The sequence below is a fragment of the Deltaproteobacteria bacterium genome (assembly GCA_016234845.1).
Taxonomy (GTDB): domain Bacteria; phylum Desulfobacterota; class Deferrimicrobia; order Deferrimicrobiales; family Deferrimicrobiaceae; genus JACRNP01.
In genome coordinates, this window is the sequence record JACRNP010000134.1 from 1 (window position 1) to 11057 (window position 11057).

13 protein-coding genes and 1 pseudogene are annotated in these 11057 nt (G+C 69.0%); all 14 read right to left on the reverse strand.

Features of this window, described 5'->3' with window-relative positions; genetic code table 11:
* Nucleotides 1-162 (reverse strand): ketol-acid reductoisomerase (locus HZB86_09530; GenBank protein ID MBI5905770.1); only part of this gene is annotated, 162 nt, incomplete at its 3' end.
* A 58-nt stretch (nucleotides 163-220) separates the two neighbouring features.
* Entirely contained in the window at nucleotides 221-697 is a 477-nt protein-coding gene (gene ilvN / locus HZB86_09535; GenBank protein MBI5905771.1) for an acetolactate synthase small subunit, read from the reverse strand.
* Between the two features lie 44 nt (nucleotides 698-741).
* On the reverse strand, nucleotides 742-2436 hold the full coding sequence (gene ilvB / locus HZB86_09540; protein ID MBI5905772.1) for a biosynthetic-type acetolactate synthase large subunit: 1695 nt from the start codon (nucleotides 2434-2436) through the stop codon (nucleotides 742-744).
* A gap of 138 nt (nucleotides 2437-2574) precedes the next feature.
* The gene (locus tag HZB86_09545) at nucleotides 2575-2763 is read right to left on the reverse strand and encodes a YdcH family protein (GenBank protein ID MBI5905773.1); all 189 of its coding nucleotides are present in this window, start codon (nucleotides 2761-2763) and stop codon (nucleotides 2575-2577) included.
* 132 nt (nucleotides 2764-2895) lie between these two features.
* Nucleotides 2896-3609, reverse strand: coding sequence for a tRNA (adenosine(37)-N6)-threonylcarbamoyltransferase complex dimerization subunit type 1 TsaB (tsaB, locus tag HZB86_09550; protein MBI5905774.1), 714 nt, complete (start codon nucleotides 3607-3609; stop codon nucleotides 2896-2898).
* The gene (gene rseP / locus HZB86_09555; protein MBI5905775.1) at nucleotides 3606-4670 is read right to left on the reverse strand and encodes an RIP metalloprotease RseP; all 1065 of its coding nucleotides are present in this window, start codon (nucleotides 4668-4670) and stop codon (nucleotides 3606-3608) included. The genes tsaB and rseP overlap by 4 nt, the downstream gene beginning before the upstream one ends.
* On the reverse strand, nucleotides 4667-5842 hold the full coding sequence (locus HZB86_09560) for a 1-deoxy-D-xylulose-5-phosphate reductoisomerase (protein ID MBI5905776.1): 1176 nt from the start codon (nucleotides 5840-5842) through the stop codon (nucleotides 4667-4669). Before HZB86_09560 ends, rseP begins: the two co-directional genes overlap by 4 nt.
* Complete coding sequence (locus tag HZB86_09565) at nucleotides 5839-6660, reverse strand: phosphatidate cytidylyltransferase (protein ID MBI5905777.1); 822 nt, start codon at nucleotides 6658-6660, stop codon at nucleotides 5839-5841. The genes HZB86_09560 and HZB86_09565 overlap by 4 nt, the downstream gene beginning before the upstream one ends.
* Before the next feature lie 2 nt (nucleotides 6661-6662).
* Nucleotides 6663-7415, reverse strand: a complete 753-nt coding sequence (gene uppS, locus HZB86_09570) for a di-trans,poly-cis-decaprenylcistransferase (protein MBI5905778.1) — start codon at nucleotides 7413-7415, stop codon at nucleotides 6663-6665.
* A gap of 25 nt (nucleotides 7416-7440) precedes the next feature.
* Nucleotides 7441-7986 (reverse strand): ribosome recycling factor, encoded by a 546-nt coding sequence (frr, locus tag HZB86_09575; protein ID MBI5905779.1) that lies wholly within the window; start codon nucleotides 7984-7986, stop codon nucleotides 7441-7443.
* A gap of 8 nt (nucleotides 7987-7994) precedes the next feature.
* Nucleotides 7995-8720: a UMP kinase gene (locus HZB86_09580; protein MBI5905780.1), complete on the reverse strand. Its 726-nt coding sequence runs from the start codon at nucleotides 8718-8720 to the stop codon at nucleotides 7995-7997.
* A gap of 25 nt (nucleotides 8721-8745) precedes the next feature.
* Nucleotides 8746-9666, reverse strand: a complete 921-nt coding sequence (locus tag HZB86_09585; GenBank protein ID MBI5905781.1) for an elongation factor Ts — start codon at nucleotides 9664-9666, stop codon at nucleotides 8746-8748.
* A gap of 69 nt (nucleotides 9667-9735) precedes the next feature.
* Nucleotides 9736-10534: pseudogene (rpsB, locus tag HZB86_09590) on the reverse strand (30S ribosomal protein S2).
* Nucleotides 10535-10800: 266 nt separating this feature from the next.
* The coding region (locus tag HZB86_09595) for a bifunctional ornithine acetyltransferase/N-acetylglutamate synthase (protein ID MBI5905782.1) at nucleotides 10801-11057 on the reverse strand (257 nt) is incomplete at its 5' end.

The following is an 11057-nucleotide window of genomic DNA, read 5'->3' on the forward strand; positions in this document are numbered from 1 at the left end:
CTCGTTCCCCCCGCCGGGCAGCTCGCCGACGATGACCTTGAACCCGCTCTCCTTCAGGTTGTTGGCGTGGGCGTGCCCCTGGCTGCCGTACCCCAGGATGGCGATCGTCTTCCCCTTGAGCAGCTCCGCCTTGGCGTCCTGCTCCCGGTACACGGTGACCATGATCTTCTCCTCCGTTCCCTCTATGGTTGTCTTATCGGCTTGCGGTTTCCCTCACGGGCTATGTCCCGCGGGAGATGGCGACCTTCCCGGTCCGGACGATCTCCTTGATCCCGATCGGCCGCAGCATCTGGAGGAAGGCGCTCACCTTCCCCTCCCCCCCGGTCATCTCGATCGTGTAGCAGCGCGGAGCGACGTCGACGATCTTCGCGCGGAAGATGTCCACCAGCCGCAGCACCTCCGCCTTCCCGTCGCCGTCGGCGTTTACCTTCACCAGCACCAGCTCGCGGTCCACCGTCTCCGTCCCGGTGAAGTCGATGACCTTCAGGACCGGAACGAGCTTGTTCAGCTGCTTCAGGATCTGCTCGATGATCTGGTCGTTCCCGGCGGTGACGATCGTCATCCGCGAGACTCCCGGGTCCGTCGTCTCGGCGACGCAGAGCGACTCGATGTTGAACCCGCGGCCGGAGAAGAGGCCCGCGACGCGGGACAGGACGCCGAACTCGTTCTCGACCAGGACGGCTATGGTGTGGCGCATGGGTCGGCTCTCCTAATGCGGGGATCCGGGAATCGGTTCCGGCGTCAGACCAGCAGCATCTTCGTCAGGGGCGCCCCCGCGGGGACCATCGGGTAGACCATCTCCGCGGGGTCCACGACGATGTCGATCAGCACCGGCCCCTCGGCGGCGAACCCCTTTTTCAGCACCGCCGCGACCTCGTCGACCTTCGTCGCGCGGAACCCCTTCGCCCCGTACGCCTCGGCGAGCTTGACGAAGTCGGGGATGTGCGGGAGGCACGTCTGGGAATATTTCCCCTGGAAGAAGAGCTCCTGCCACTGGCGCACCATCCCCAGCGACCCGTTGTTCAGGATCACCACCTTGACCGGCACGCGGTACTGGACGGCCGTCGCCAGCTCCTGGATGTTCATCTGGATGCTGCCGTCCCCGGCGATGTCCACGACGAGCGTGCCCGGCATCGCCACCTGTGCGCCGATCGCGGCGGGGAGCCCGTACCCCATCGTCCCGAGCCCCCCGGAGGAGAGGAACGTGCGGGGCTTGTCGTAGGTGTAGAACTGCGCCGCCCACATCTGGTTCTGCCCGACCTCGGTCGCGATGATCGCCTTGCCGCCGGTCACCTCGCGGATCCGCTCCACGACGAACTGCGGCTTGATCTTCCCCTTCGACTCCTTGTAGGTGAGCGGGTGCGTCTTCGACCACGTGGAAAGCTGCTGCCGCCAGGCCGAGCACTTCCCCCGGTACGCCGCCGCGTCCTTCTTCCCCTTGACCAGCCGGATCATCTTCCGGAGGACGTCCTTGAGGTCCCCCACGATCGGGATGTCCACCGGCACGTTCTTCTGGATCGAGGTGGGGTCGATGTCGACGTGGATGATCTTGGCGTGCGGGGCGAACTCGTCGATCTTCCCCGTCACCCGGTCGTCGAACCGCGCCCCCAAGGCCAGGATCAGGTCGGCGTGGGAGATGGCCATGTTCGCGGTGTAGGTGCCGTGCATCCCCAGCATCCCGAGGAAGAGCGGGTCGTTCCCGGGGAAGGCCCCCATCCCCATGAGCGTGGTGGTGACCGGAACGGAGAGCAGGCGCGCGAGCTCCGCGAGCTCCTCCGACGCGTTCGACAGGATGATGCCGCCCCCGGCGTAGATCACGGGCCGTTCCTTCGAGAGCAGGAGCCGCATGGCGCTCTCGACCTGCCGGGGGTGCCCCTCGTAGTTCGGGTGGTATCCCCGCAGGCGGACCTCCTTCGGGAGGTTGTACTCCGCGGTGGAGATCAGGACGTCCTTGGGGATGTCCCCGAGCACCGGGCCGGGGCGCCCCGTGGACGCGATGTAGAACGCCTCCCGGACGATCCGGGCCAGGTCCTTCGTGTCCTTCACGAGATAGTTGTGCTTGGTGCACGGGCGGCTGATGCCGACGATGTCCGCCTCCTGGAAGGCGTCGTTGCCGATCAGCAGCGTGGGGACCTGCCCGGTGAACACGACGATGGGGATCGAGTCCATGTACGCGGTGGCGAGGCCCGTGACCGTGTTCGTGGCGCCGGGGCCCGAGGTGACCAGGCAGACGCCGGTCCTTCCGGACGCGCGGGCGTACCCGTCGGCCATGTGGACCGCGCCCTGCTCGTGCCGGCAGAGCATGTGGCGGACCTTCGTGTTCCCGAACAGCGCGTCGTAGATGTTCAGGACGGCGCCGCCGGGGTAGCCGAAGACGACGTCGACCCCCAGGTCCGCGAGCGCCTTGACGAGGATCTCCGCGCCGTTCATCTGCATGGGTGAAACCTCCTGCCGTACCGTTGGTCCCCGTGGAGTATGGAAAACCCCGCCTTGAAGGAACGCCGCCGCCGGGGCGATCTCGCCCCTTGGCGACGGGCGCGTCCGGGCGGGGCGGAGAATCCTTGGATTTTCCCGTTATCCGTTCAGGATCCGGGCGATCTTGTCCTTGCGGGCGAGCTTCAGTTTCTGGAGCCGCTTCCGCTCGACTTCCTCGTCGGGAAGGAGGTACACCTTGCGGTCCAGTTCCTTCAGCTTCTCGTCGAGCTGGCGATGCTCCTCGACGAGCGCCTTGAACTCCGGGTCGCTGGCGATCAGGGCGGCCATTTTATCGTCCGGACTCTGGCCCATCGACACCTCCGTCGCTGGAATGAGTAGTGATAAAGCATAACAGATGAAGCCCGGATGTCAACGAACCGGCGGCGGACAAACGCCGTATCGGCGGCCCGCAACTACGCGTCAGGAAACGGTTCCCGAGCCCGCGGGCGGATTTCCCATCCGACGGAACTCCGCCTCCGGAGTCCGGATGTACGCCGGAACGGCCGACCGGGGGTCCGCGACTTTCCCGGCGAGGAACGCCCGCTCGCCCGCGATTCCGACGGCGCCCGCCGCCGGAAGACCGTCGGGACCGGAGACGATCGACATCCGATCCCCGAGCCGGTCCCGGAACAGGACGCCGTACCGCTCCATTCCGTCCCCGCAGAACACCACGTCCCCCGCCGGCAGCCGGTCGAGGAGCGCTTCCGGGGAGATCGCCATGTCGGGGGAGAGCCGCTCGACCCCTTCACCCACCCGCCGGAAGAGCGCCGCGTACACTTCCTTCTTTCGGGCGTCGAGGACGGGGCAAACGGAGCGCCCTTCGCCGGGTATGCGCGACGCCAGCCCCGAGAGCGTCGGCACGAGGGCCAGCGGCACCCCCCACCCGAAGCAGAAACCTTTCGCCGCCGACATTCCCACCCGCAGGCCGGTGAACGATCCGGGGCCCGCCGACACCGCGACGCAGGAGACGTCGCCGGGACGCGCGCCGGCCTCGGAGAAGAGTTCCTCCACCGCGGCGATGTACGCCTCGGACGCCTGCCGCCCGGGGGGGAGGAACCGCTCCGCCCGTACCGCGCCGCCGGACGCCAGGGCGACGCTCCCGCGCGGAGTCGCCGATTCGACGGCGAGGATCACCGGGACAGGAGGCGCACGATGTCGTTGTAGAAGACGAGCGCCGTCAGGGTGAGGATGAGCGCCAATCCCACCTGGTGCGCCAGCGTCCGCGCCTGCTGGGAGATCGGCTTGCGCATCAGCCCCTCCACGGAGAAGAAGAGCAGGTGCCCCCCGTCGAGGATCGGGATCGGCAGGAGGTTCAGGATCCCCAGGTTGACGCTCAGGAGGCCCAGGAAGTAGGCGAAGGGGGAGATCCCCTGTCGGGCCTGGTCCCCGGCGATCTGGGCGATGAGGATCGGCCCCCCCAGCGTCTCCGACGGGAGCACCCGGGTCACCAGCTTCACCACCGTCATCCCGGTCAGGTAGACGAGCTTCCCGGTCTCCTGCACGGCGCGCACGAGCGCGGTGACGAGGCCGGTCTCCCGGTAGACCACCTCCTGCCCCGCGACGATCCCGATCTTCGGCTCGGACACTTTCTCGCCGAACACGCTGCGCCCCTCCCGCATCTCCGGGGACACCGCGATCGTCGTCTCCGTCCCGTCGCGGCGGACGGTGACGTTCAGCGGCCGTCCGGGGGTGCCGGAGCGGATGCTCGCGGCCAGCTCCTCCCAGGTCGCGACCGTCGCGCCGTCGATCCGCACCACCACGTCCCCCTTCGCGATCCCGGCGCGGGCCGCGGGGGAGTCCGGGGCCACTTCGCCGATCCGCGTGGTCAGCGACGGCACGCCGCCGAGGAAGACGACCCAGAAGACGAGGACGGCGAACAGGAGGTTGCCGAGGGGGCCGGCGGCGACGACGGCCATCTTCACCCAGACCGGCTTGTGGCTGAAGGAGCGGGGACGGTCCTCCTCGGGGATCTCCTCTCCGTCGGACTCGCCCACCAGCTTCACGTATCCGCCCAGCGGGACCGCGGAGACGAGGTACTCCGTCTCGCCGCGCTTGATCCCGAACAGCTTCGGCCCGAACCCGAACGAGAACTTGGTGACTCCCACCCCGAGCTTGCGCGCCACGATGAAGTGGCCGAACTCGTGGACGAAGATGAGGATTCCCAGGACGACGATGAAGGACAGGAAGTAGATCACGTGGGTGCGGTTCTCCTGATCGGGGATATTCGACTGCGCGCTTCCGCGCGGGCTGCGGCGTCGGCCTCGAGCACGTCGTCCAGGGTCCGCGCCGAAAACGGGGCGGGCCACCGCGAGAAGACCCGTTCCACGACGCGGACGATGTCGGTGAAACGGATCCGCCCGGACAGGAAGGCGTGCACCGCCTCCTCGTTCGCGCCGGAGAGCACCGCCGGCGCCGATCCCCCCGCTTCGGCGGCGGCGTACGCGAGGGAAAGCGCGGGGAACCGCCTCCGGTCGGGCTCCCGGAACTCCCACGCCTCCATTCGATGCGGCCGCAGCCGGGGCAGTTCCAGCGGGAGCCGTTCGGGCCAGGCGAGGGCGTACCCGATCGGGATCCGCATGTCGGGAACCCCCAGCTGGGCCAGCACGCTGCCGTCCCGGAACTCCACCATCGAGTGGACCACCGACTGCGGGTGGACCAGCACGTCGACGCGGGACGGCGGGAGGCCGAACAGCCAGGTCGCCTCGATCACCTCGAGCCCCTTGTTCATGAGCGTCGCGGAGTCCACGGTGATCTTGGCCCCCATCCGCCACGTCGGGTGCCCGAGCGCCTCGCTCACGGTGGCGGCCCGCATCCCCGCCACGGTGCGGTTGCGGAACGGGCCGCCCGAGGCGGTGAGGATCACCCGGAGGACGTCCTCGCGGCGGTTCCCGGCGATCGCCTGGAACACGGCCGAATGTTCGCTGTCGACCGGAAGGATCGCCGCCCCTCCCCGGCGCGCCGCCGCGGTGACGAACTTCCCCGCCATGACGAGAAGCTCCTTGTTCGCCAGCGCGATCCGCTTGCCCGAGGCGGCCGCCGCGATCACGGGACGGATGCAGGAGACTCCGGACGCCCCCGCGAGCACGATGTCGGCGTTCCGGGCGCACGCGGCCGCGGTCATCCCCTCCTCTCCCGACAGGACCCGGGTCCCCCGCGGGAGCCCCTTCCGCAGCGCTTTGGTGTCGCCGCCCGAGAGGCAGACGAAATCGGGCCGGAACCGCCGGGCCAGCTCGGACAGGGCGCGGGCGTTGCTCCCGGCGCAGAGGGCGGTCGCCCGGAACCGGCGCGGGAACCGGGAGATCACGTCCAGCGCGCTCCGTCCGACGGAGCCGGTGGCTCCGAGGACGACGACCCCCTGCCGTTTCATCGCACGACCCCCGACACCGGCGCGAACGCCGCGAGCAGGTGGACGACGGGGCCCGCCGCCAGGATTCCGTCGACCCGGTCGAACACGCCCCCGTGCCCGGGGAAAAGGGTCCCGCTGTCCTTCACCCCCGCCGCGCGCTTGAGAAGCGACTCGAACAGGTCTCCCGCCTGTCCGAACGCGCCCGAAGCGAACCCCGCCGCCGCCGCGTACCACGCGGGCACGGCGGGGAGGAACGCCCACGCGTACAGGACGCCGCACGCCACGCTCCCGAGGAACCCGCCGACCGCGCCTTCCACGGTCTTGTTCGGGGAGACGGCCGGGGCGAGCTTCGTCCGCCCGACCGCCTTCCCCGTGAAGTAGGCGAACGTGTCCCCCGCCGCCACGGAGAGGATCCCGAGGAGCACCCAGTGGTCTCCCCGCGGGAGGGCGAGCGTCCGGGGATACATCGACAGGAGGCCCCCCGCGTAGACCGCGCACAGGGACAGCATCGCGGCCGCCCGCGCCTTCGAGGACGGCTCCCCGCCGCCCGCGAGGGCGTGGAAGACGGCCAGGAGGACCACCAGCAGGACCGCCGGGAGGACGGCGGGGAACGGCAGAAGCGCGCCCGAGAGGAAGGCGAGCAGGGTGAGCGCGGCCCCGCCGGCCTTGTCGCGCGCGGCCGCGAAGAACATCCGGGACCATTCGGCGCCGCAAAGGACCGCCGCCGCGCCGCACAGCAGCAGGAACGGCCACCCGGACGGCTGCCCCTTGCCGTACACGATCGACGCGACCAGGAGGGGGACGAGGACGGCGGCGGTGGCGACCCGCTTCCCGAGCATCGCTACTTCGCCGCGGGCGGGCCGGACTGCTCGTCGGTCAGGCCGAACCGCCGGTGGCGGCGGGTGTACTCTTCCAGCGCCAGGAGGAACTCGGCCTTCCCGAAGTCGGGCCACAGGACGTCGGTGAACACGAACTCGGCGTAGGCGGACTGCCAGAGGAGGAAATTGCTGATCCGGATCTCCCCGCTGGTGCGGACGACCAGGTCCGGATCGGGCATCCCCCCGGTGTCGAGGGCACGGGCGAACCGGTCCTCCGTGATCTCCGAAGGGGTAATGCGCCCCGCCGCCGCGTCGGCGGCGAACGCGCGGGCGGCCCGCACGATCTCGTCGCGCCCGGCGTAGGAGAGCCCGAGCGTCAGGGTCATCCGGTCGCTCTTCGCGGTGGCGGACAGGGTCTTCGAGAGGATCGCCCGCACCGGGGCCGGGAGGGAGGAGGTCTCCCCGATGACCCGGAGCCGGATGCCGTGGCGCAGCATGAGCGACAGCTCGCTCGAGAGGAACTCCTGGAGCAGCGCCATGAGGGTGCCGACTTCCGTCGCGGGCCTGCCCCAGTTCTCGAGGGAGAACGCGTACAAGGTGAGGTACGGGATCCCGAGCTCCCGGGCGCACTCCACGACCGCCCGGACGGCGCGCACCCCCGCGCGGTGCCCCTCCGCGCGGGGCAGCCCCCGCAGCGAAGCCCACCGGCCGTTGCCGTCCATGATGACGGCCACATGCCGGGGCAGCACGGGGGAGTCGCTTCCTCCTGGGCTCATCGGGATTCGCCGGGACCGGAGGCTTTCAGACCTCCATGATCTCCTGTTCCTTGGCCTTGAGGATGTCGTCGACCTTCTTCACGTGGGCGTCCGTCTCCTTCTGGATCCGGTCCTGCCCGCGCTTCACGTCGTCCTCGGAGATCTCCTTCTTCTTCTCGCGCTCCTTGAGCCTCTCGATCGCCTCGCGGCGGACGTTGCGCACCGCCACGCGGGCGTCCTCGGCCATCTTCCGGACCATCTTGGCCAGCTCCCTGCGCCGCTCCTCGGTGAGGGGCGGGATCGGGATCCGGACGACCTTCCCGTCGCTCGCGGGGTTGAGGCCCAGGCCGCTCCCCTGGATCGCCTTCTCGATCGGCCCGATCATCTTGGAGTCCCACGGCGTGATCGTGATCAGCCGGCTCTCGGGGACCGAGAGGGTGCCGACCTGCTGGAGCGGCGTGGGAGTGCCGTAATAGTCGACCTTCACGCCGTCCAGGAGGGAGAAGGAGGCGCGTCCCGTGCGCACCTTCCCCAGCTCCTTCCGGAAGGCGTCGATGCTCCGCTCCATCCGGGCGGCGGTGTCCTTCACCATCGCATCCATCATTTTCCTCCGTGGACCACGGTCCCGATCTTCTCCCCCATCACCGCCCTCAGGATGTTCCCCTTCCGCGTCAGGTTGAACACGACGATGGGGAGGTCGTTGTCCATGCAGAGGGAGATGGCCGTGGCGTCCATCACCTTCAGGTTCTTCCGAAGGACGTCTATGTAGGTCAGGCGGGCGAACTTCCGGGCCTTCGGGTCGGCCATCGGGTCGCGGTCGTACACGCCGTCGACCTTGGTGGCCTTGAGGATGGCGTCGGCGTTGATTTCCATCGCGCGCAGGGCGGCGGCGGTGTCCGTGGTGAAGTACGGGTTTCCCGTCCCCGCGGCGAAGATCACCACGCGGCCCTTCTCGAGGTGGCGCAGCGCCCGACGCCGGATGTACGGCTCCGCGATCGCCCGCATCTCGATGGCGGAGAGCACCCGGGTGGTGACGCCGGTGCGCTCGAGGACGTCCTGCAGGGCGAGGCTGTTGATGACCGTGGCCAGCATCCCCATGTAGTCCGCGGACGCGCGGTCGATCCCGATGTCCCGGCTGGTGGCGATGCCGCGGAAGATGTTCCCGCCGCCGACCACGAGCGCCACCTGCACGCCGAGCCCCGTGAGCTCCAGGATCTCCTTCGACAGGCCGACCAGGACCCCCTCGTCGATCCCGTACGCCTGCTTCCCCATCAGGGCCTCCCCCGACAGCTTCAGCAGGATCCGGCGGTACGACGGCTTGGCCACGCTACCTCCGCGGGGATGAGAAGACTCACCCCTTCCCGAGCTGCTTGGCGACCTCCGCCGCGAGATCGGCCGAACGCTTCTCGAGCCCCTCGCCCACCTGGTACCGGGCGAACGCCCGGACCGAAACCTCCGCCCCCGCGGCCTTGCCGGCATCGGCGAGAAGCTGCCCGACCTTGCGGTCCGGGTCCTTGATGAACGCCTGCTCGACGAGACAGAAATCGGAGAAATATTTCTCGAGCTTCCCTTCGGCGATCTTGTCCAGGATCTTGTCCGGCTTCCCCGACGCTTTCGCCTGGTCGCGGTAGATCGACTTCTCGTGCTCGACCACGGTGGCCGGGACGTCTTTGCGGCTCACGTACGACGGGTTCGCCGCGGCGACCTGCATCGCCAGGTCCTTCGCCAGGGCGGCCACCGCCGCGTTCCCCGGGCCCGCTCCCGAAACCGCGACGAGGACCCCGATCTTCCCGCCCGCGTGGATGTACGGGACGACCATCCCGGGCGCGCCCGGGAGGACGTCCAGCCGGACGAACCGGCGGAAGGAGATCTTCTCGCCGATCTTCGCCACCTTCTCCGTGAGCTTCTCCGAAAGCGTGCCGCCGCCGGCCGGAAGGGTGAGCGCCTCGGCGACGTCCGCCGGCCCCTTAGCGTTGACGAGCGAAGCGACCTCCCGGACCAGCGCCGCGAACTCCTCGGTCTTGGCGACGAAGTCGGTCTCGCAGTTGACCTCCACCAGCGTGCCGGAAGCCCCTTCCACGTGCGCGCAGACGATTCCTTCCGACGCGATCCGCGACGCCTTCTTGGCCGCCGCGGCCAGCCCCTTCGTCCGGAGGTTGTCGACCGCCTTTTCCAGGTCCCCGCCCGCGGCGGTGAGCGCCGCCTTGCAATCCATCAGGCCCGCGCCGGTCTTCTCCCGCAGGTCCCGCACCATCTCCGAAGTGATCTGCATCCGTTGTGCTCTCCTAAGAGGATTATTCGTTTCGAACGCGTTCCGCGGCCTCCGAAAGGCCCCCCGGGTCTACTCCCGTGCGGCCTCCGCTGGCGGCGCCGGGGCCGGGACCTCCTCGTCCCCCTCGGTGGAGATGAGCGACATCGTGACCTCGGGGGCCTCCGCCTCCTTGTCCCCCTTCGAGGCGTTCTTCTCGGCGTACACGGCCTTCCCCTCGAGAATCGCGTCGGCCATCTTGGAGAGGAACAGCTTGATGGCCCGGATGGCGTCGTCGTTCCCCGGGATCACGTGGTCGATCAGGTCCGGGTCGCAGTTGGTGTCGACGATGGCGACGATGGGGATCTGGAGCCGCCGGGCCTCGAGGACCGCGATCGTCTCCCGGGACGGGTCGACGACGAACATCGCGTCGGGCTGGCGTCGAAGTTCGCGGATGCCGCCCAGGATCTTCTCGAGCTTCACCCGCTCCAAGCCGCTCGGCGGTGCCGTCGGTCCCGATCTCGGACAGCTTCTGCAGCCGGTCGAGGCTCTTGCGGATCGTTGCGAAGTTGGTGAGCATTCCGCCCAGCCACCGCTGGTTGACGTACGGGGTGCCCGCACGGCGCGCCTCCTCCTCCACCGCTTCCTGCGCCTGCTTCTTCGTGCCGACGAAGAGGATCGTCTTCCCCTCGGCGGCCATGGTCCGCACCGTGTCGTAGGCGGCCCGGAACATCTTGACCGTCTGCTGGAGGTCGATGATGTAGATCCCGTTGCGGGCGGTGAAGATGTACCGCTTCATCTTCGGGTTCCACCGTTTCGTCTGGTGCCCGAAGTGGACCCCCGCCTCGAGCAGCTGCTTCATCGTGATCACCGAGCTCTGTCCGTTCGCCATGCCGTTCCTTCCTCCTTCAAGTTTAGGGGTTTTTCCTCCGGGCGCTCCGCCCCTCCCCATCCACCCTGGCGTCCAGGGCACCCCGGGGAGAGTCCCGCCCGTGGGGGATAAACGCTTAGCCGATTACCTATATCACGGGCGTGCCTGCCAATTCAACTGCGGCACGCCCGCGGGAAACCGTTTCAAGGGACACCCTTTTAGGGGGACACTCTTCGGTTTTTGTTTTCCTCCGGGGATGGAGGGGAAGAGTGTCCTCCGCCAGCGCGTCAACTCCGGTAGCCTGCGTTGATCCGGATGTACTCCTCCGTGAGGTCCGAGAAGTAGACGTACGAGCTCCCCTTCCCCAGCCCCAGGTCGACGTCGATGCCGTAGGCGTCCTTCCGGATCCGCGGCGCCGCGCGGCGCTCGCCCGCCGGGTCGGGGCGCATCCCGCGCCGCAGCAGGACGATCCCGGCGAACGCCATCTGCACCTTCATCGGGTCCACCGCGATCCCCGCCCGCCCCAGCGCCGCGATCACCCGGC

Coding starts and splice junctions, on each gene's coding strand:
- HZB86_09585 (MBI5905781.1), bottom strand. CDS start 9,666: ATGCAGATCACTTCGGAGATGGTGCGGGACCTGCGGGAGAAGACCGGC.
- ilvB (MBI5905772.1), bottom strand. CDS start 2,436: ATGCAGATGAACGGCGCGGAGATCCTCGTCAAGGCGCTCGCGGACCTG.
- frr (MBI5905779.1), bottom strand. CDS start 7,986: ATGGTGAAGGACACCGCCGCCCGGATGGAGCGGAGCATCGACGCCTTC.
- HZB86_09560 (MBI5905776.1), bottom strand. CDS start 5,842: ATGAAACGGCAGGGGGTCGTCGTCCTCGGAGCCACCGGCTCCGTCGGA.
- HZB86_09565 (MBI5905777.1), bottom strand. CDS start 6,660: ATGCTCGGGAAGCGGGTCGCCACCGCCGCCGTCCTCGTCCCCCTCCTG.
- uppS (MBI5905778.1), bottom strand. CDS start 7,415: ATGAGCCCAGGAGGAAGCGACTCCCCCGTGCTGCCCCGGCATGTGGCC.
- ilvN (MBI5905771.1), bottom strand. CDS start 697: ATGCGCCACACCATAGCCGTCCTGGTCGAGAACGAGTTCGGCGTCCTG.
- HZB86_09545 (MBI5905773.1), bottom strand. CDS start 2,763: ATGGCCGCCCTGATCGCCAGCGACCCGGAGTTCAAGGCGCTCGTCGAG.